General features: G+C 33.9%; 14 protein-coding genes. 6 read left to right on the top strand and 8 right to left on the bottom strand.

Annotated features, from left to right (window positions below; all coding sequences use genetic code 11):
* Positions 1 to 578: 578 nt before the first annotated feature.
* Positions 579 to 1,757: a hormogonium polysaccharide biosynthesis glycosyltransferase HpsP gene (gene hpsP / locus F6K23_RS34720; RefSeq protein WP_293164926.1), complete on the top strand. Its 1,179-nt coding sequence runs from the start codon at positions 579 to 581 to the stop codon at positions 1,755 to 1,757.
* A gap of 545 nt (positions 1,758 to 2,302) precedes the next feature.
* Here hpsP and F6K23_RS34715 read toward each other — a convergent pair.
* The 5 genes from F6K23_RS34715 to gatA form a co-directional block, all read right to left on the bottom strand.
* Positions 2,303 to 2,797 carry a tellurite resistance TerB family protein gene (locus tag F6K23_RS34715; RefSeq protein ID WP_293164923.1) on the bottom strand — a complete coding sequence of 165 codons (495 nt, stop codon included), beginning with the start codon at positions 2,795 to 2,797 and terminating at the stop codon, positions 2,303 to 2,305.
* 1,461 nt (positions 2,798 to 4,258) lie between these two features.
* Complete coding sequence (locus tag F6K23_RS34710; RefSeq protein ID WP_293164920.1) at positions 4,259 to 5,449, bottom strand: retropepsin-like aspartic protease; 1,191 nt, start codon at positions 5,447 to 5,449, stop codon at positions 4,259 to 4,261.
* A gap of 835 nt (positions 5,450 to 6,284) precedes the next feature.
* Positions 6,285 to 6,446 (bottom strand): hypothetical protein, encoded by a 162-nt coding sequence (locus tag F6K23_RS34705; protein ID WP_293164918.1) that lies wholly within the window; start codon positions 6,444 to 6,446, stop codon positions 6,285 to 6,287.
* A 219-nt stretch (positions 6,447 to 6,665) separates the two neighbouring features.
* Positions 6,666 to 7,577: an alpha/beta hydrolase gene (locus tag F6K23_RS34700; RefSeq protein WP_293164915.1), complete on the bottom strand. Its 912-nt coding sequence runs from the start codon at positions 7,575 to 7,577 to the stop codon at positions 6,666 to 6,668.
* Between the two features lie 452 nt (positions 7,578 to 8,029).
* On the bottom strand, positions 8,030 to 9,487 hold the full coding sequence (gatA, locus tag F6K23_RS34695) for an Asp-tRNA(Asn)/Glu-tRNA(Gln) amidotransferase subunit GatA (protein ID WP_293164912.1): 1,458 nt from the start codon (positions 9,485 to 9,487) through the stop codon (positions 8,030 to 8,032).
* A gap of 365 nt (positions 9,488 to 9,852) precedes the next feature.
* Between gatA and F6K23_RS34690 the strand changes: the two genes are divergently transcribed.
* The 3 genes from F6K23_RS34690 (at position 9,853) to F6K23_RS34680 (ending at position 13,306) form a co-directional block, all read left to right on the top strand.
* The gene (locus F6K23_RS34690) at positions 9,853 to 10,299 is read left to right on the top strand and encodes a helix-turn-helix domain-containing protein (RefSeq protein ID WP_293164909.1); all 447 of its coding nucleotides are present in this window, start codon (positions 9,853 to 9,855) and stop codon (positions 10,297 to 10,299) included.
* A 1,038-nt stretch (positions 10,300 to 11,337) separates the two neighbouring features.
* The gene (locus tag F6K23_RS34685; RefSeq protein WP_293164906.1) at positions 11,338 to 12,030 is read left to right on the top strand and encodes a COP23 domain-containing protein; all 693 of its coding nucleotides are present in this window, start codon (positions 11,338 to 11,340) and stop codon (positions 12,028 to 12,030) included.
* 334 nt (positions 12,031 to 12,364) lie between these two features.
* Positions 12,365 to 13,306 (top strand): serine protease, encoded by a 942-nt coding sequence (locus F6K23_RS34680; RefSeq protein WP_293164904.1) that lies wholly within the window; start codon positions 12,365 to 12,367, stop codon positions 13,304 to 13,306.
* A 2,213-nt stretch (positions 13,307 to 15,519) separates the two neighbouring features.
* Here the strand turns inward: F6K23_RS34680 and F6K23_RS34675 are convergent.
* Both F6K23_RS34675 and F6K23_RS34670 read right to left on the bottom strand, forming a co-directional pair.
* On the bottom strand, positions 15,520 to 15,645 hold the full coding sequence (locus F6K23_RS34675; RefSeq protein WP_293164902.1) for a hypothetical protein: 126 nt from the start codon (positions 15,643 to 15,645) through the stop codon (positions 15,520 to 15,522).
* A 49-nt stretch (positions 15,646 to 15,694) separates the two neighbouring features.
* Complete coding sequence (locus tag F6K23_RS34670) at positions 15,695 to 15,823, bottom strand: hypothetical protein (RefSeq protein ID WP_293164901.1); 129 nt, start codon at positions 15,821 to 15,823, stop codon at positions 15,695 to 15,697.
* A 12-nt stretch (positions 15,824 to 15,835) separates the two neighbouring features.
* Between F6K23_RS34670 and F6K23_RS34665 the strand changes: the two genes are divergently transcribed.
* Positions 15,836 to 17,329: a tetratricopeptide repeat-containing serine protease family protein gene (locus tag F6K23_RS34665; RefSeq protein ID WP_293164900.1), complete on the top strand. Its 1,494-nt coding sequence runs from the start codon at positions 15,836 to 15,838 to the stop codon at positions 17,327 to 17,329.
* A 149-nt stretch (positions 17,330 to 17,478) separates the two neighbouring features.
* Here the strand turns inward: F6K23_RS34665 and F6K23_RS34660 are convergent, their stop codons facing one another.
* Complete coding sequence (locus tag F6K23_RS34660; RefSeq protein WP_293164898.1) at positions 17,479 to 19,164, bottom strand: hypothetical protein; 1,686 nt, start codon at positions 19,162 to 19,164, stop codon at positions 17,479 to 17,481.
* 709 nt (positions 19,165 to 19,873) lie between these two features.
* Here F6K23_RS34660 and F6K23_RS34655 point away from each other — a divergent pair.
* Entirely contained in the window at positions 19,874 to 22,099 is a 2,226-nt protein-coding gene (locus F6K23_RS34655) for an SdrD B-like domain-containing protein (protein ID WP_293164896.1), read from the top strand.
* Positions 22,100 to 22,137 lie beyond the last annotated feature (38 nt).

Genomic DNA, 22,137 nt, shown 5'->3' with positions numbered 1-22,137 from the left:
CTCTCAAGTTATGCGCTTCAGAAAATGCAAATGACTATTGCGACATAGGTAATAGAGAGGGAAGTAGATATTTTCCGATGACACACTCTCAAGTTATGCGCTTCAGAAAATGCAAATGACTATTGCGACATAGGTAATAGAGAGGGAAGTAGATATTTTCCGATGACACACTCTCAAGTTATGCGCTTCAGAAAATGCAAATGACTATTGCGGCATAGGTAATAGAGAGGAAAGTAGATATTTTCCTACTACACACTCTCAAGTTATGCGCTTCAGAAAATGCAAATGACTATTGCGGCATAGGTAATAGAGAGGAAAGTAGATATTTTCCGATGACACACTCTCAAGTTATGCGCTTCAGAAAATGCAAATGACTATTGCGGCATAGGTAATAGAGAGGGAAGTAGATATTTTCCTACTACTGGACTGACACACCTTAAATGGTGCATTAGGGAGTAGGGGAGATAAAGACAGCTAGAAATAACAATCTATTGCACAGTTTTAGCTGTGGAGCGTCTACTAGAAAGAATTGATGGGGATTTATACTGATAGAGTATCAAATATAGTTAAATAAAATTATGCGAATATTACAGATAGTACCATCTATTTCTCTTGTTTATGGCGGTCCTAGTCAAATGGTTCTAGGACTTTCTACTGCCCTTGCTGCTCAAAATATAGATGTTACTATTCTTACTACAGATTCTAATGGAGATATAGGTCAACCACCTTTGGATGTTCCCCTTGATAAACCTGTTAGACAAAATGGTTATCAAATTCGTTATTTTCGTTGTTCTCCATTTCGTCGTTATAAATTTTCTCTGAAGTTATTACAATGGTTAAATCAACACGCTTCTGAGTTTGATTTGGCTCATATTCATGCTCTTTTTTCACCAGTAACTACTATGGCTGCGACTGTGGCTATAGCTAACAATTTACCTTATATTTTAAGACCTTTAGGTACTTTAGACCCGGCTGATTTACGGAAAAAAAAATTACTCAAAAAAATTTATGTTTCTCTGCTGGAAAAGCGGAATATTGCTCATGCTGCAGCACTTCATTTTACCAGTTTAGAAGAGGCAAAAGTTTCTGAAAGATTTGGTTTATCTACACGAGATTTAGTAATTCCTTTGGGTGTTAATCCCCCAGATAATATTCAGGATGAAAAGTTAGTTAATTATCTTCAATCTCAAGGGATAAAAATTAAACATCCCATAATTTTATTTATGTCTCGAATTGAACCAAAAAAAGGGCTGGATTTATTATTGCCAGCTTTAGAAAAGTTATTAGCAGAAGGGATGGATTTTCAATTTATTTTAGCAGGTGCTAATCCTCAAGACCCTAATTATGAAGCAAAAATTCGGTCACAAATAGAGACTTCACCTCTTGCTAAATGTACAAAAATAACGGGGTTTGTCACAGGGGAAATTAAGGCAAGTTTATTACAGGTTGCTGATATATTTGTGTTGCCTTCTTATTATGAGAATTTTGGTATTGCAGTAGCAGAGGCAATGGTGGCAGGTACACCAGTAGTTATTTCCGATGGAGTTCATATTTGTCAAGATGTAGCAGATGCAAAAGCAGGTTGGGTTGGTAGTTGTAAAATAGAAGATATGGCTATTTTAATTAAATCAGCTTTGCAAAATGAAGCTGAAAGAAAACAACGAGGTTTGAATGCTAAAGAGTTAGCTAAAAAAAATTATAGTTGGGAAGCGATCGCTACACAAACTATTCAGGCTTATCAAGAAATTATTACCTAATTTACCCCATTATTTAATTAACAGTTATCAGTTCACTTTTTTCAACTCCAATAGACGATTTTTTTTGCTAATTAAATGGATTCGATATTAAGTTTTTGGGTTGGATTAGTATAGGTACTATAGGCTAAAGGGGATGACTTCTTTTAGCCCAATTGTGGAAGATATAGAAGTCGAAGAAAAGGGCGTGGACATATCAAAAGCTTAAAATTTAGACTACACAAGATTTTTGCTTCTTGCTTGTTACTTCTGCTATACAGTTTCAATACTGAAACACTTGTTTAGTGCTAATAAATAACTGTTTAAACCCTCGGTAATACACCTGATATAGCAGTCGAAGCAAAGATTAGGAAAGATAAAAGCTTAAAACTCAGACAACGCAAGATTTCTCCTTCTTCCTTCTTCCTTTTTCCTTCTTCCTTCTTCCTTCTGCTATAACTGACAACTGTTCGCTATTAATTGATTTAAGTCTAAATCGTTATCATCAAAAATTTTTATCTATTAAAAAACTTTTGATTTTTTACAAATAATAAATAACCACATTTTATTTACTTTTCATAATGTTGATTATTTCTATACTTTCTAGACTTTTTTTTAGTCTCCTGATGGTTTGCTGACTGAGCTTGAAAAATTTCTGAAGCTTTCTCTACAGGCACTTCCAATATCTGACACAAACGAGTTAAAAATGTTTGTTCTTTACCAGAAAAAACTCCATCTATTAAGATTAGATCGACAGCTAATGTAAATGCTGTTTCTTTATACTCTGGATGTAGCGCATCGTTGGCTATAGCAACTAAATTATTCATACCTTTTTCACTGAGTAAATTGAGCAATCTATCTAGCATATTTGTAATCTGTTTTTCTGAATAACCTTTAAACATTTCCATTTGCGCCAAAAGTACTATAAGTCTTTCTGTTTCTTGATCTAAAAGATAACCATCTGAGGCAATGGCAGATATTGCAATAGCAGCTATTGCTTCTTGTTGTGAGAATGCCATTCGATTTGAATTGTAAACTCCAAGAACCTTATTTAATAAACTCATGTTAGGCTTTGCCTCCCAATTTATTGTTTGTTTATTTCTATACTATTTTATCTTGTATAACAGCTTTTAATAGTTTATTGGTTCTATCACAGGATTTTTTTTTTGTCAACTAGACTATAATCAGACCATTTTGACAAATTGATAATTAATTAAGAGTATTAAAGTTGTACTAAAAGTCTGAATAAAAAGATAAGTTGATTGAGGTATTAAGAACAATATTTTGAATCAAGTCAGCTTTTTTTTATTATTTTATTATTATAGCAATCATAAATCAGATGTGAGAATTGAGGTGTTCCTTTAAAGTATAGAATATAGCAGTTATCTTATTTATATACATTCGTTTTTTTCTTATTCCCTGTTGCCTTTTACCGAAAAATTGTGGGTATGCACCTCCCCTTGGATAGGGGATAATAAGCGGTCGTTTGCGCAGCATGACCTAGGATGGGATGGCGAGGAGACCTCGCCATATCCAATCGACCAAGAGAATAAAAAATTTCATTATTAGTCAATCCTCTTCTTTTCAAGGAGAGGTAATTATTCATTATTCATTATTCATTATTCATTATTCATTATTCATTGTTGAACAGATGAGCTGTTGCCTAAAAGTCTCCAATATCTCACAACTAAAATCATATTGCTATATGTTAAACACCGCTTTAAATATTTTTAGCTAACTTGAATTTTGAGGTATAATTAATATCATATCCGGATAATTAGGGTGCCAAAATATTCTCCTCTTCTTCCTTCTTTTTTAATGAGACTATTTTGACAAATTGATAATTAATTAAAAGTATTAAAGTTTTGTTTAAAGCCTGAATAAAAAACTAAGTTTATTGAGATATTAAGAGCAATATTTTGAATAAAATTATTTTTTTTTTATGATATTAAACATCGCTTTAACTCCTTTTTGCTATCTTGAATTTTGAGGTAGGATTAATATAATATTCAGATCATTAGCGTTTGAAAAATTTATCCTCTTCTTCCTTATTCATTAGACTTGTCGCTTTATCAATTAAAAAATGCCCAAAAACCTTGTTCTGTAAGGATTGTAGCTATTGGATAGCAAAAATGCTTGGAATTATTGCTCTGTCTAGGTTAGAGTGATTTTTTCCCTTTATTTAGCGACAACTCTATTATTCATTATTCCTTATTCTTTAATGAGACTATTTTGACAAATTGATAATTCATTAAAAGTATTAAAGTTGTGCTGAAAGTCTGAATAAAAAGCTAAGTTGATTAAGATATTAAGAACAATATTTTGAATCAAGTCAGCTTTTTTTTATGATGTTCAACATCCCTTTAACTCCCTTTTACTATATTGAATTTTGAGCTAGTATTAATATCATGTCCGGATAATTAGCGTTTGAAAACTTTCTACTCATCTTCCATCTTTGATTCTTCCATCTTCCATCTTTATTCCCTTCTGAAGACCTCATAATATTTATTGATTTTTTCCTACATTTAATCATTCCCTAATGGAATTAAAAACAAGCTTCCTGTTTCTGGAAATCCCAATTTATTAGACTTATCAAATCGCCAATGTTGCTGATAGCGACTCAGAAAATTCTGACCAACAATCCCATCAATACCTATTAAATCAAGAATTTGATTATCAATAATAATCCCATCTAATTGAGATACTTCATGCTGTTGTAAACTCACAGTATCCAACTTTATTTTCCGAGCAATTTCAGTACCACAAAATCCTAAGACATCCATTTTTTCTGCATTAGCAATATCAATTCCTAATTCATTTGCTAAATTTTGAGATAAAACAATCAAATCTGCTCCTGTATCTAATAGAAACAGAAAAGGTCCTTTACTATTAATTTTTACCTCAGCTAACATAACTCCCATCCTACCTATCAAAGGAATAGTATTATTAACAGAAGAAGAAGGAGGTAGTAACTCCAACTGAGAAGTTTGAGGATTAATAATTACATCAAAACCTTTCAGAAAATCTAAACCTAAAACACCTGATAAATTACCAGGAATAGCTGTCTTAGACAAACCCATTCCTTGCAAACCATTTACTGTAGCTGCATCAACTTTTATCGTGGGTAAAGTATGTATATTAGCATTAACATTTGAACAGTCATCACCGACAACAAAGTAAGATAATAAATCATTGGGAATAGGAGTACTTGCTAAACCCAAATTTTGAGCTATTCTACTTTCTATAATTGTATTAGAAGCACCTGTATCTAATAAAAAATTTTTAGTTTCCCCTGCCACTATTACTGGAAGAGTAAATACCTGACTATTTGTAAGTTTTTCAAGCTTGACAGTAGCTTTTCCTTGACTCAGAATTTCTGGTAAACTAGCTCCACTTATTTCTAATAATGCTTCCATTCTTTGATTAGCATCTGGGCGAAACTTACCATCTGGAGCTAACATTATTACTCTCATTGTGCATTGCATAGAAGCTACTTGTATCGCTTCTAAAGATGCTTCTGTGGGTTTAACTATTTCTCTGACACATTGAGTGAGTTCTTGTAGAACTTCTTGGGATAGTCTACTAGGTTTTGATGATGGTATTTGAGCTAGGACAGTAGGATAATTTTGTTCAGTAAAATTGGGCTGAGGTGCAAAAATAAAACCAATAATTCCTATGACTGAAATAATTAATTTAATTGAGGTAGTTTTTGGCATAATATCAAATCCGGTACCAAAGAAGTCTGGAGTCTGGAGTCTGGAGTCTGGAGGGAAGAAAGAAGAAACAAGGAACAGAAGGAAAAGGAGAAAGTTTTTTGATCGCACTCTTACCTGGACATGATATCAGGAGTCCCGAGTCAGGAGACACCGAAGGAAGAGAATTTAGAAATATTTGGCAATGACGCTCAGATGCAACATTTTTTTATACCTAATTAAGTGGATTTGGTATAATACTAAATTTGCTTTAGCTAGTACCTTGATTATTAGGGTAAGTTCAACAATTAATAATTAACAATTAATAATTAATAATTATTTCCCCTGAAAACAAGAGGATTGACAAAAAGGATTTTTTGGGTGCATCTCATATTTGCAAAAATACTTTTTTCCTATATATTACCTGTTGCCTGTTGCCTTCCGGAGCTGTTGCCTCTCTTGGTCAGCATTCCCTTGCGTCTGACGCCGACGCGGGGTCTGACCGCTGTTGCCTAAAAGTGATAATTTTTTTGCTTTATTCACGCATTGAGATGCACCCGATTTTTTTCTCCTTGATAGGTAGAGGAAATGTTTTTCTCACTATTCCATGTTCCCTGTTCCCTACTATAATATATAGCGATTTCCATAATTCTGAGCCTTGAGGAAATAGCTAAAACAAGGAGTAAAAATACAACTTTAACTCACACTTCCCGATCGAAGCTGTAATACTCTTCTATTAAATTAGATTTAATAACAGAAATTAAAAGCATAAAATATAAACATTATAGAAGAAAAAAAATTAATTTTTACTTTGGCTACGAGGTTTATTTTCGATACTTTATTTATGCTTCTTTTTTAATCAATTAACAAACTTATTAAGTCGCTCTAAATACTCATTACCAGCAATAGCAGCAACATTATTATAACTTGCACCTGAAACCATATACAAATCTTTAATCTTAGCAGGAGTAACTGCAAATAATTGTTCCCTCATAGAAGTGGGAATTGATAAATCTTCCATACCATGAATTAACATAAATTAACATAATAGGTATATCTAATTTCCGTAATTATTTTGTAATTGAGTCAAATATTTGATGTCAGATTAATTTGATGGGAAAAATTCTATACATTCCTTCCCTATAATCCACCATTCCTTCCATAGAAGTAAAAGAACTTTGAATAATTAATCCTGCCATTATAGAAGAAAAAAAATTAATTTTTACTTTGGCTGCGAGGTCTATTGTTCGATGCTTTGTTTCTGCTTCTTTTTTAATCGATTAATAAACTTATTAAGTCGCTCTAAATACTCATCACCAGCAATAGCAGCAACATCATTATGATCTGCACCTAAAACTATATATAAATCTTTAATTTTAGCAGGAGTAACTGCAAATAATTTTTCGCTCATATAGGCAGGAACCGATCCATCTTCCCTGCCATGAATTAACATAATAGGTATATCTAATTTCCGTAACTTTGTAATTGAGTCAAATATTTGATGTAAGATTAACTTGATGGGAAAAATTCTATACATACCTCCCCTATAATCCACCATTCCTTGCATAGAAGTAAAAGAACTTTGAATAATTAATCCAACCATTTTCGGATGTCTTGTAGCCAACTCAATAGCAATAGCACCTCCCAAAGAATGACCATAAACCAGTATATTTTGCGGATTAATTTCTCTTTGATTAACCAAATAATTCCAGGCAATTTCTACATCTTGATAAATCTGTGCTTCACTAGGAAAATTTCCTTTACTTCGCCCATAACCACGATAATCTATCAAGAAAACATCAAAACCTAATTTCTGAAATCTATAAGCTGGTTCAACATTCGCTCCGATATTAATACCATTACCATGCAAATATAACAGCACACCCTGAAAATTTGATGTGTCAGAATTAGCAGGTATCCACCATCCATGTATTTGCTCTAACTTACCTTTTCTCTTAGAAGCAGATAACCAAACATCTTCATAGGAAAGATTTACATCTTTCGGTGTTATTTTTATAACAGAACTAGGGAAAAACATAAATCGCTGCTGTAAAAATACCAAAAACATACAGACAGCAACATAAGCGATCGCCAAAACTATCCCAACAATTAAAATCAACTTTCCCACAAAAAAAGAATAAAATTCCCACATAATAAAGTAAGCATTTAGCCATCAGCGCTTCAGCACTTCCCTGCGGGATGCACTCGCATTCAGCTATTGCTTTGAGTTTTAGATATAGTGTTTCCCAAGGTCGTGAGGTACAGTGATCTTTTTGTTTTTTTATTCCCTATTAAGAGTTCTCTCAAACCTAAAATTTTGTACCTCACGCTTTTTGGGAATTGCTATAAAATATTTACCAATGGATAATTGATAATTGATAATTAATCGAATTTAGGTTTAAAGCCTCTCCTTTTAAGGAGAAAAAAGTGGTCGAGGGATGGGGAGGAGACCTCGCGATATCCATGAAACCAACAGAAGAAATCAGATTTCCTTATATTCAATTCCGTTACGGTTTTAACCACAGGTAATTATCCATTATTCATTATTCATTATCCATTATCAATTAATGAATATGCTGCAATGGGGACAAGAATGAGTTATTTCTAAAGCCCAGGCAGACGTTTATACCAATCATTAGATTGTTCATAAACATAAGCAACTTCAAACAATAAAGCTTCCCTCAAAACATTACCAATTAATTGCATACCAATAGGTAAACCTTTTTCATCAAAACCACAAGGTAAACTCAAAGCAGGTAAGCCAGCCAAATTAACTGGGATAGTCATTAAATCAGACAAATACATACTCAGTGGGTCATCAGTCTTTTCACCCGCCTTAAAAGCAGTAGTCGGAGCAGTGGGACAAGCCAAAATATCCACCTGAGCAAAAGCCTTATCAAAATCTTCCTTAATCAAAGTCCGGACTTTTTGAGCTTTGAGATAATAAGCATCATAATATCCAGCCGACAAAGCATAAGTACCAATCATAATTCGGCGTTTAACTTCCCTACCAAAACCCTCAGCACGAGTCTGAGCATACATCTCCAAAAGATTTTCCGACTTAGGAGCGCGGAAGCCATATTTCACCCCATCATAACGAGCTAAATTTGCTGAAGCTTCCGATGGAGCAATAACATAATAAGTAGGTAAACCGTAGCGGAACCGGGGACAAGAAACAACCTGAATTTCAGCTCCCAACTCCTGTAACTGTTCCACTGCCTTAGTAAAAGCTTGATTAACAACAGAATCTAAACCCTCACCAAAAGTCTCCTTAATTAGACCAATTCTAATTTGCCCTTTTGGTCTTAAATTCGGTCTCAGGTTCCTAGTATAATTCGGGATAGACACATTAAGACTCGTAGAATCTTTAGGGTCATAACCAGCGATCGCCTGCAACAAAATCGCAGCATCTTCAACAGTCCTACCAAAAGGTCCTATTTGGTCTAAAGAAGAAGCAAAAGCCACCAACCCATAACGAGAAACCAGGCCATAAGTAGGCTTCATACCCACCACACCACAAAAAGATGCTGGTTGACGAATAGAACCACCAGTATCTGAACCCAATGCAACTACAGACTCTTCAGATGCCACTGCTGCGGCCGACCCTCCAGAAGATCCACCAGGCACTCGTTCCACATCCCATGGATTAGCCGTAACTTGATAAGCAGAATTTTCCGTCGAACTACCCATGGCAAATTCATCTAGATTTGTCTTACCCAGAATAACTGCACCAGAATCTAAAAGTTTTTGAGTGACAGTTGATTCATAAGGAGGAATAAAATTTTCTAGAATCTTAGAACCACAAGTAGTAGGTATACCTCGGGTACACATATTATCTTTAACAGCGATCGGAATCCCTGCCAATTGTCCAATTTTCTCTCCTGCAGCAATTTGGGCATCCACCTGACGGGCCTGTTCTACGGCCTTTTCTGCCGTTACACAGATAAAGCTTTTCAACTTTGGCTCCAACTGGCTGATGCGTTTTAGGGCCTCTTGGGTAATTTCTACAGCAGAGCGTTCTTTACTTATTAGTTGTTGATGCAGCTCGCTAATGGATGCCATGCCTATACCATCATTCCTAAAGTTCAGCTATTAGATTATAGGGTTAATTGAATTAACTATAAATAATTAACCATCAAAAATTTCTATAGCAGGGAATAGAGAATAGGCAATAGGCAACAGGCAACAGGCAACAGTCGGAAAAATATTCCTCTGTCTCAAAATCTTTATCATTACTCATACTGAGCGTCAGGGATTACTTCTAACTTCTAAACTTTTAATTTTTAACTTCTAACTTCTAACTTCTAAACTTTTGACTTTTGACTTCTCGGGTTTTGACTTTTGACTTCTAAAGACAGACTTTATCCGGAGATTAGCACATAGGGGTAGATAAGATTAAAAACTCCCATAATTTCCTCATAGGAGGTATGCCAGCAAAAGCTAATTTGAAACCACATCTTACGGTAGAGGAATTGAAAATTCGCTATCGACAAGCTCCAGATACCATCGAATCTCGTCGGTGGCATCTCCTGCTTCTAATTGCTCAACAATGGTCTATTAAAAAAGCATCTGAAGTTGTAGGATTTAACTACGATTATGCTAAGGAAATTGTTGGGCGCTACAATAGACAGGGTCCAGAATCTGTGAAAAATCGCAGTAAAGACCGTCAACCACCACCTGCTAAATCTTTGTTGACACCAGCTCAACAGCAGGAACTTTCAGAGGCTTTACAAGGGCCTGCTCCTGATGGTGGAGCATGGTCTGGTCCAAAAGTAGCCCGTTGGATTGCTAAGAAAACTGGTCGCGACCATGTCTGGCCTCAACGAGGTTGGGATTACTTAAAACGACTAGGTATTGACTGGAAAAAAAAGTAGAAAAATGTTGAATCGTATCTTAATAGGATTTTGAATTGGATAAATTTTTCTGTACAGGAATTTTAGATTTTTATTCTGTATTGCAGTCCTATTTTAGTTGTAAGAAAAATATTTTTGAATTAAGAAACAAGGGTGCAGCTTCTGGTTTAGGGGCAGATACGAGTTACTAAGGTATACCGAACAAATCTAGCTGTAATTAATTGACTAGGATAATATATTTTTTACAAGTTATTTAAAGCCTACATTGGGCATTTTAAAGCTTAGTATAAAGGGCAAGTATTCAATAGTTAATAGTTATTAGTTAGTAGGGAGTGATGCTGGCTCATCATTTCAGATAATCAAGTATAAATACTTGATTTATTAAATTTTTATTGTTTTTTTATCAGTTAAATTATCAGTATTTATGGAGTATAAATGCTGATAAAAAAAAACGATTTTGTGGTAATTTAATCTGAAAAATTGACGTGCGGAATCTAAGTTAAAAGTACTATTTCATACTAAATATTCTTCCCAAGCCCCCATTATTTAACGAAGTCAGAAGTCAGACGTCAGATAGGGGAGCCGTCGGATTGGCGACGTACAGAAGTTAACCCACCCCTAGCCTCTCCCCCTCCCAGGAGGGGAAGTAGGGGATTTGAGCAAGGCTCCAAAAATATTTCGCTTTAAAAGGCGGGGTTGCACGACCCATATTTTTTTGATAAATAGCTCTAAATTCTCGTTCTAAAATAATTTAACCGATTTTTGTAGAGGGTTTTTTACAAGAGGATTTGGTATCAATCAATAAACTGATGTCAGTAATTAACAGCTTTTCCGGAACAAGAGCGAAAGTCTTGATAAATGGGATGAAGGTTGTTGAGAATATAAGTAATAAATAATATTTATAGCAATCAAAGGAAAGGTTAGGACAAATCAAAAGCTTAAAACTCAGACAACGTAAGATTTTTCCTTCTTCTTTCTTCCTTCTTCCTTCTTCCTTCTGCTATATAAATTATTTATTGGCAATAACCTACAACAAAAATATCCCAAGATTTCGTGGTTATGAAAATCAATATTTGTACAAAAATATTTTTAGCATTTGCTTTCTGCTTTGGGATTAATTTAACTATCAATAATCCTGCTCATGCTAGACCCAAACCTAGATTACTTTGTGAAATTAAAGAAGAACTATGTCAAAAACAGGAACAGAATTTATGTATAGAAAAAGAAAGCTGTTCTGAAAAAACAAAGCCAGTAGTCAAAGAAGTTCAACCGATAATTCGACCTAATAAATTTTATTGTGACCGGGGTAAAAATGGTATCCCAACTACTTTTGTCAAAACACCACAAGGTACTTATACAGTTATTCGTTGGGTTTCTAATTATTTCTTATCTGCTGGATATAGTCCCCTTACTCGTTGTCGTCAAGTATCAGATAAATTTCAATTTTTCTATGACGATGGCAGACTAGATTACATTACGACTGGTATTGTCAATCGTCAACCGGTAATTTGTGTTTCTGGTAGAAAGGGAGGTCCTTGCCAAGGGGTATTATTTACTCTCAAACCTCAGCAAAGTGCTAGTGAAACAGTTCAACAGTTATTTGACATCCGAGTTGGTGCTGCTACAGGTCCACTATATGAAAGTGGTTCCCGTTTCTATTTAAACTTTAATGACTATATAGAAGATTTAGCAAAAAATAGATATGACAGGTCTTCTACTAATTCTCAAACTTCTAGTTTCAATGGTTGGTAATTTCAGTTATCAGTTATCAGTTATCAGTCATCAGTTAGCCTCCTCCAGGGGAAATGCGGACTTCAGTACCTCTGCAATAAGGAGGCTTGACATCAGGAATATTATCTTTAATTTTTTGGTAATAGAGTAATACCAATTCCCAAAAGCAATGCTATATTTCAGTTATACTTCAACAGTCAAATATTTACCAAGATTAAAAGTCTTTTTTTGACAATTATTAGTCGGTTAGTATATATTTTTCCTACTTTTAAATCCTCCCAACGCTTCCCATACTTCCCACACTTACCCACCCAATCATACATAGCATTATTTTTGAGAAATGGTATAATATCCTATGAATTGGCGATCGCTGATCTTAACGGTTTGTATTGGTAATGGGTTATTTTGTTTGCCGATACAAGCACTGTCTAAAAATTTTGATGACTTCAAAAGTTCTGAAACTAAAATACAAGTTCAAAATTGTACTGACTGTAATAATTTTTGTACTATTGAAGAGCTTAAAGGTTTAGCTAAGTCAATCACGGTTAAAGTTATTTCTGAAAATGGTTGGGGTTCAGGAATTATTTTAAAACGGCAAGAACAAATCTATACAATTGTTACTAATCAGCACGTTTTAAATACTCAAGATAAATCTTATTTGGTTCAAACTCCAGATGGTAATTTTTATGAAGCAAATCAAATAGAAAATGAAGGTTTTCAAGGAAATGATTTAGCTATATTACAATTTCGCAGCGCTCATTATACCTACGCTGTTGCATCTCTAGGAAATTCTCATGCTCTTGCTGAAGGGGATAAGATTTTTGCTGCGGGGTTTCCTATTTTAGAAAAACCTCAAGATACAGAGTTTTTATTTACTAGGGGAAAAGTGTCAATATTGTCTGATAAACCTTTAGAAAAAGGTTATCAAATTGGCTACACTAATTTGATTAAAAAGGGGATGAGCGGTGGTCCGTTACTGAATATTTATGGGCAAGTAATTGGTATTAATGGAATGCACGCTTATCCTTTATGGGGCAATCCTTATGTATATCGTGATGGCGAGCAACCTAATATTAATTTGCGCCAACAAATGAGTCATTTAGCATTTGCTATTCCTATTGAAACTATCGCTAAATTAGCTCCCCAATTTGCATCTGTACCAAATATTAAAGTGACTCAAATTCCTAGTAGCAAGATTTTCAAGTATTTATTTTTTCCTGATTTTATTGATGTGCTGAATTGGAAATTTTCTCCTCCTATTTTGCCAACTTCATGTATGAGTCAAGAGTTTCGCTAAAGGTTATTTCGGTTATCAGTCATCAGTAGCTGCTGAAAATCCAACTGAGCAAAAACTCCTATTGCGACATACGCAATAAAACTATTAGCTGCTGAAAATCCAACTGAGCAAAAACTCCTATTGCGACATACGCAATAAAACCACTAGCTGCTGAAAATAGAACTAAGCAAAAACTCCTATTGCGACATACGCAACAAAACCACTAGCTCCTGAACTAAGCAAAAACTCCTATTGCGACATACGCAAAAAACTACTAGCTGCTGAAAATAGACTGAGCAAAAACTCCTATTGCGACATACGCAACAAAACTACTAGCTACTGAAAATCCAACTAAGCAAAAATTCCTATTGCGACATCCGCAATAAAACTACTAGCTGCTGAAAATAGAACTAAACAAAAACTCCTATTGCGACATCCGCAATAAAACTATTAGCTCTTGAACTAAGCAAAAACTCCTATTGCGACATACGCAATAAAACCACTAGCTGCTGAAAATCCAACTAAGCAAAAATTCCTATTGCGACATCCGCAATAAAACTACTAGCTGCTGAAAATAGAACTAAACAAAAACTCCTATTGCGACATACGCAACAAAACTACTAGCTCTTGAACTAAGCAAAAACTCCTATTGCGACATACGCAACAAAACTACTAGCTACTGAAAATCCAACTAAGCAAAAATTCCTATTGCGACATCCGCAATAAAACTACTAGCTGCTGAAAATAGAACTAAACAAAAACTCCTATTGCGACATCCGCAATAAAACTATTAGCTCTTGAACTAAGCAAAAACTCCTATTGCGACATACGCAATAAAACTACTAGCTGCTGAAAATAGACTGAGCAAAAACCCCTGTTGCGACATCCGCAATAAAACTATTAGCTCTTGAACTAAGCAAAAACTCCTATTGCGACATACGCAATAAAACCACTAGCTGCTGAAAATCCAACTGAGCAAAAACTCCTATTGCGACATACGCAATAAAACTACTAGCTGCTGAAAATAGACTGAGCAAAAACTCCTATTGCGACATCCGCAATAAAACTATTAGCTCTTGAACTAAGCAAAAACTCCTATTGCGACATACGCAATAAAACCATTAGCTGCTGAAAATAGAACTAAGCAAAAACTCCTATTGCGACATACGCAATAAAACCATTAGCTGCTGAAAATAGAACTAAGCAAAAATTCCTATTGCGACATACGCAACAAAACTACTAGCTGCTGAAAATAGAACTAAACAAAAATTCCTATTGCGACATCCGCAATAAAACTACTAGCTGCTGAAAATAGAACTGAGCAAAAATTCCTATTGCGACATCCGCAATAAAACTACTAGCTGCTGAAAATAGAACTGAGCAAAAATTCCTATTGCGACATCCGCAATAAAACTACTAGCTGCTGAAAATAGAACTAAACAAAAACTCCTATTGCGACATCCGCAACAAAACTACTAGGTATGAATAAAGAGGAAAATATGAATTTCAGAATTGTTTATGGAATTTTGTACATTTTGATTCCTGCTTAAATTCTTGATTTTTCTGTCTGAGTGGTGAATTATAGCAGTCGCCATTTTTGTCTTATGAAATAGCTGCAAACTTCGGAATATCAATAATAAATAATCAAACTTCTTCCTTCTGCTATATCAAATATGGATTTCAAAATTTTCCATCGACTTTTGTTAATTTTGATTCCTATTTAAATTCTTGATTTTCCCTCTGAGTGCTGAATTATCAAATATGGATTTCAAAATTATCTATGGAGTTTCGTTAATTTTGGTTCCTACTTAAATTCTTGATTTTTTCATCTTTCATCTTCCTTCTGCTATGGAATTTCGTAAATGTTGATTCCTAATTAAGTTCTTGATTTTTCCGTCTTCCATCTTTCATCTTCCATCTTCCTTCTGCTATGGAATTTTGTTAATTTTGATTCCTATTTAAATTCTTGATTTTTCCCTCTGAGTGCTGAATTATCAAATATGGATTTCAAAATTATCTATGGAGTTTCGTTAATTTTGATTCCTACTTAAATTCTTGATTTTTTCATCTTCCTTCTTCCATCTTCTTTCTTCCTTCTGCCATGAACTTTAAAAATTATCTATGGAGTTTCGTAAATGTTGATTCCTAATTAAATTCTTGATTTTTCCCTCTGAGTGCTGAATTATCAAATATGGATTTCAAAATTATCTATGGAGTTTCGTTAATTTTGATTCCTACTTAAATTCTTGATTTTTCCATCTTCCTTCTTCCATCTTCCATCTTTCTTCTGCTATGGAGTTTCGTAAATGTTGATTCCTAATTAAATTCTTGATTTTTCCCTCTGAGTGCTGAATTATCAAATATGGATTTCAAAATTATCTATGGAGTTTCGTTAATTTTGATTCCTACTTAAATTCTTGATTTTTCCATCTTCCATCTTCCATCTTCCCTCTTCCTACTTAAATTCTTGATTTTTCCATCTTCCATCTTCCATCTTCCCTCTTCCTTCTTCCTTCTGCTATGAACTTTAAAAATCATCTATGGACTTTTGTGAATTTATTATTCCCAATTAAGCCATTACTTCTGACTTCCTCTCTGTTACTTTTTCCTTCTACAGCAATTATTTCCATACAACCTGCTGCTGCTTTAATGGCAGATGAAATTAATCAAATTGCCACAGAATTTACAGTATTAATTGATTCGATAAATCCAGCTTCCGGGGCAATAATTTCTCGAGACAAAAATACTTATTATGTTTTAACTGCCAAGCACGTTGTAGAAACTCAAGATGAATATGCAGTTATTACCAAAGATGGAGAAAGACATAAGATTGATTATCAAAGAATAATTAAATTACCAGCAGTAGATTTAGCACTTTTAGAATTTCGGAGTCAGAAAAAATATCAAATAGCTACTTTAGCTGATTATGATTATCAAGCTGAATTTCGTCATATTTTTGTGTCTGGTTGGCCTGCATCAAGATTACCTTTTTTCCAAAGAGAACGTTTATTTAGTCCGGGATTATTAATTAATCAAGATTATGAATTAGCTTTTATAAAAGACCCGGTTTCTAATGGTTATGAACTTTTTTATAACAATATTACTGAGTTAGGTTTGAGTGGCGCACCTATTTTAGATACTCAAGGAAGATTAATTGGAATTCATGGTGCTTCTGAAGGTACAAAAATTTATGATGAAAAATCTAATTCAGTGGAGAGAGTGAGTACTGGTTTTAGTTATGGAATTCCTATTAATACCTTTTTACAGTTAGCAGATAAGTTCAATATGAGATTAAATCTTCAGTTAGAAAATTCACCCCCACGACCACTAACTGAAAAAGAAGCTTTTTCTATAGAAGCTTATTTAAAAATTCCAGAAACAACAGATATTTCTAGTGCAGCAGCATGGGCAAACCGTGGGAATCATTTGTATAGATTAGAGAGATTTGAAGAAGCACTAATAGCTTTTGAACGTGCAATAAAAATCAGAGAAAATTTTTATCCTGCTTGGTATGGAAAAGGAAATGTCTTATCAGCTTTAGGTAGACATAATAGAGCAATTGATGCCTATCAAAAAACAGTAAAAATTCAACCAGATTTTTATTTAGCTTGGCGAGACCAAGGTGCCTTATTAGCTTATTTAGAACGACCCCACGACGCATTAATATCTTTTAATCAAGTAATTAGATATAAACCAGATGACTTTGTAGTTTGGTATCTGAGAGGAAATATTTTAACAAAACATTTTCGGGAATATAAAGAAGCGATCGCTGCTTATGATAAGGCAATTCAATTAAAGTCTGATTTTGTTGATGCTTGGCTGGGAAAAGGGGAAGTTCTTTATCGTTTAGAGCGGTATCAAGAAGCTAGAGAAGTAGTTCAACAAGCATTGAAACTTAAGCCTAACGACCCAGAAATTTCCAGTTTTTTAAATGCTCTAAATGAAAGAAGTTTACCGCCAGACTCTATTGAATGGAGACCAAATCAAAACCAAGTAGAAAGGAGAAATTATCCTCCCAGAAGACCACCTAATTTATTATGGTAATCAAGACATATAGTAGGGAGTACTAGTACGGAATATTATTCCGTATTTTTGATTCTATAAAATCAACAATCATATCTCAATCATCAAATTTTAATATCCTATAGATTAACCCACAAATATCAAGGATATTATGACAAATACTAACTAAATTATATAGCTATTTTGTTAGGTTTTTCTTCTAGCCTTGAATCTTGTAATTCAATGTTTTGCACTACTGTTTTTGCAATAGCATTAGTATTTACTTTATTATTAGCAAAAAATTTCGTTCTAACACCAGCTAATGTTGCAGCCAGAAGCATTGAGGCAGTATCAAATAAGCCAATTGCACTTATAATTTTGTCATTATTACTCACAGAAACGCTAATACTAGCATTAGTTGCAATTTCTGTAACTTGCCTTTTAATATCAGCATATTCTATAAAATTCTGCTCAGGAAGTTTGCTTTGTTTGTTTTCTCTAGTTGGTATTGCAACAGGGCTTCCTTTTAGCTCAATGCCTAAATCTCCTTGGTGGAAATTTTCTATCACAAGGTCCCAATCACCTACATAAATTACTATTGTATTGTGTTCTGGAGAATAATTAACATCATATATTTCTCTAGCTCTAGAATTAGCTGCAAAATCATATGAATGGTACATTATTCCACCTTGGCTTCGCGTATCAACAGTTTTCTGGTAATTAAGTTCTGTTAGCTCCTCGCCGTTTAAAATTACTTTGCCACTACCATCTTTATTTTCAATATATGTTGTTTGAGAATATTCATCAGATTTAACGGTAACACCTTCCATTTTTGCTAGCTTGGGCGAAGATAAATCATATATTATTTCTTTTTTCTCTAACATTGGTTCGCCGAAACCTCTGCCTAAGGCTGTGTTTACTTCAGCAAATTCAGCAATTTTTTTGTCAAATTCCGAGATTATATTTCTCTTACCAACTACAACATCTAATATTGGTAAAATATTTTTTAGCGTTATATCTTTTACAATTAATTCACCATCATTTTTATATAAGCTGAATTTCTCATTTAAATCAAAATTTTCGCCTTTATCTAATTTTTCTTGAGCAAATTTCCTACCACCACGTAGCACGAATTCCGTTTCCGCAAATGGCATATCTTTATAGCCTTCTAACACTTCCTTAAATTCTTCGGCATATATTTCAGATAACTCACTTCTACTAGGCTTATAATAACCAAATTCTTTCAACTTCCCTTGATCTACTGCTATTACCTTATGATTACCACTATACGTAACGGCTTTTTTATACCCTTCCTTTGAATTGATTCGATAAATGTCAATCTTATCATCTTTTTTAGTCATTGTTAAAATGCCAAAACCGGTGCGAACAATATATGTTTCGCCCTCTACCAAGTCTCTTTGAGCTATCTCTGCTACTGTCTCTTTCACATCATTTTGCATTGCCTTAGCAATTTTATTGAGAACATTTTTATAAAAATCAGGCCATTTATCTGAATCTGTTACAAATTCACCAGTTTTTTTCAATCCTTCTATGTATAAAAAAGCAACCGCATTTGGCATTAACACTCTACTACCTAATTTCTCACTAATTGCTAAGGCGGCAGGTACAAGCAGAGCTTCTTTACTTGCATTTATGAAATGAGAAATTCTCTTTTCTGCTCTATCAGCAACAAAAAGACCTTTATATCCTTCTGATGCTGCGGTGAGGTAGCCTATATACTCAGAACCGTTTTTTGCTAGTTTCTCCATTACTTTTGCATCTCCCTGAGTAATATATGTTTGTAATTCCCAATCAACAATTCTTTTTCCTATATCTTGTGTTATGGCTATTGATAGATTTTCAGTTGTGTTACCCATTTTTTGCTTTTTGCTGAATATATTTTACAAAGACTATACGTTCCATTATTATTTTGGTCAAGTCAAAATGCCAATTTCAAAAAACAACACTATCATGCCAATTGCTGGTTATTTTGCTACTAATAAGCCAAATTCTCTAATCGGTATCCACCATTTATATATCATAATTATTATATGTAATTAAAGAAGAGGCTATCCATGATATATCTAGCATTTATCATTCCATTGATGTAGCAGGATTACCTGAAAAAGCCCGGAACATTATTACATATTTTTGATTCTATAAAATCAACAATCATATCTCAATCATCAAGTTTTAATATCCTATAGATTAACCCACAAATATTAAGGATATTATGACAAATTTCTCATGGCTTTTTAAAATTATTAACCTACCACCTACAACTTTCTTCAAAGTTTATTTAGGTATAGCAGTCGAAGCAAAGGTTAGGACAGATCAAAAGCTTAAAACTCAGACAAAGTAAGATTTTTCCTTCTTCTTTCTCCCTTCTGCTATATCAGTAATAAAACTGAGTTATATATCCGGATTTATCAACATAGTTCAGAATTTTGAATTGAGACTTGTAGATGGAATTATTTTGAACTAAATTTGGCACACAAAAATCTTTTTCTTAAACCAAGAGGATTAACTACACAGAAAAATAACATTCAAGAATATAAATACCCTCTATAGCAAAAGGAGTTATATATGGCGACATTAATAGCAGAAAAAGAAGAATTATTGGGAGTAACAGAAATAGAAGCATCTCAATTTAGTACCACAGGTAATATCAATGGCATAAAATTCAATGACATTAACGCTAATGGTAGGTTAGACCCTAACGAATTTGGATTATCTAATTTCACCATCTACTTAGATATTAATAACAACGGTTTTCTAGACTTCAACGAACCTGCCAATATTACTAATAATTTTGGGGGATATCTATTTAATAACCTACCTCCTAATATTTATACAATCAGAGAAATTCAGCAACCAGGTTTTAATCAAACTACCCCTACTCCAATTGTCAATGTAACTCCGGGTAGTAATCTGACAAATATTAATATTGGTAATATTGGCAATGTAAGTAACCGCGGTCAAATTAGTGGCACGAAATTTAATGATACAAATACTAATGGAATATTAGAAGAAGGAGAATTAGGTTTATCAGATATTACTTTATATTTAGACCTCAATCAAAATGGATTTTTGGATGAGGGAGAACCTCCCACTATTACTGGTGCTAATGGTGAATATTCTTTCCTAGATTTACCTCCTAATACTTATATATTGAGAGAAGTTTCTCCATCAGGTTTTGCTTCAACTACTCCCGACCCAATTATTGATGTAACTCCAGGAAGTAACATTACAAATGTCAATATTGGCAATGTAAATAATCGTGGTCAAATTAGCGGTACTAAATTTAATGATACGAACGCTAATGGAATATTAGAAGAAGGAGAATTAGGTTTATCAGACATTACCTTATATTTAGACCTGAATCAAAATGGATTTTTGGATGAAGGAGAACCTCCGACTATTACTGGTGCTAATGGTGAATATTCTTTCCTAGATTTACCTCCTAATACTTATACTTTGCGAGAAGTTTCCCCACCAGATTTTGATCAAACTACTCCCGACCCAATTTTAAATGTCACTCCGGGAAGTAATCTAATAGTTAATATTGGAAATATAAATAATCGGGGTCAAATTAGCGGTACTAAATTTAATGATACGAACGCTAATGGAATATTAGACTCTGGAGAACTAGGTTTATCAGATATTACTTTATATTTAGACCTCAACCAAAATGGATTCTTAGATGAGGGAGAACCTCCGACTATTACTGGTGCTAATGGTGAATATTCTTTCCTAGATTTACCTCCTAATACTTATACTTTGCGAGAAGTTTCCCCACCAGATTTTGATCAAACTACTCCCGACCCAATTTTAAATGTCACTCCGGGAAGTAATCTAATAGTTAATATTGGCAATGTAAATAACCGTGGTCAAATTAGCGGCACGAAATTTAATGATACAAATACTAATGGAATATTCGACCCTGGAGAATTGGGTTTATCAGACATTACCTTATATTTAGACCTGAATCAAAATGGATTCTTAGATGAAGGAGAACCTCCAACTATTACTGGTGTTAATGGTGAATTTTCTTTCCTAGATTTACCCCCAGATACTTATATATTGAGAGAAATTTCTCCACCAGGTTTTGCTCCAACTACTCCCGAACCTGTTGTGAATGTAACTCCAGGAAGTAACATCACAAATGTCAATATTGGGAATGTAAATAATCGTGGTCAAATTAGCGGTACCAAATTTAATGATACTAATGCTAATGGAATATTTGAAGAAGGAGAATTAGGTTTATCAGACATTACCTTATATTTAGACCTCAACCAAAATGGATTTTTGGATGAAGGAGAACCTCCGACTATTACTGATATTAATGGTGAATATTCTTTCCTAGATTTACCCCCAGATACTTATACAATTAGAGAAACTCAAGCACCCAATTTTGACCAAACTACTCCCGACCCAATTATCAATGTAACTCCAGGAAGTAACATTACAGATGTCAATATTGGCAATGTAAGTAACCGAGGTCAAATTAATGGGATTAAATTTAATGATAGAAATGCAAATGGAATATTAGACCCTGGAGAAAATGGTTTAGATAACTTCACTTTGTATCTAGATTTGAATAACAATAGTCTCTTAGATATTGGGGAACCTGCAACTATAACTGATGAATTTGGTTTCTACTCATTTGAGGATTTACCTCCCAATACTTACACAGTACGAGAAGTACAAAAATTTGGCTTCTCTCAAACTACTGTCGATCCAGTTGTTGATGTAGATCCTGGCAGTAATATTAATAATGTCAATATTGGCAACTTCAGTGAATTTCTTTAAGCTATGCCTTATATAACCCTTGTGGAATGGGCATCTTG

This window comes from Okeania sp. SIO2C9 (genome assembly GCF_010672455.1).
Lineage (GTDB): Bacteria > Cyanobacteriota > Cyanobacteriia > Cyanobacteriales > Microcoleaceae > Okeania.
This window is presented reverse-complemented; position numbering and strand designations above follow the sequence as displayed.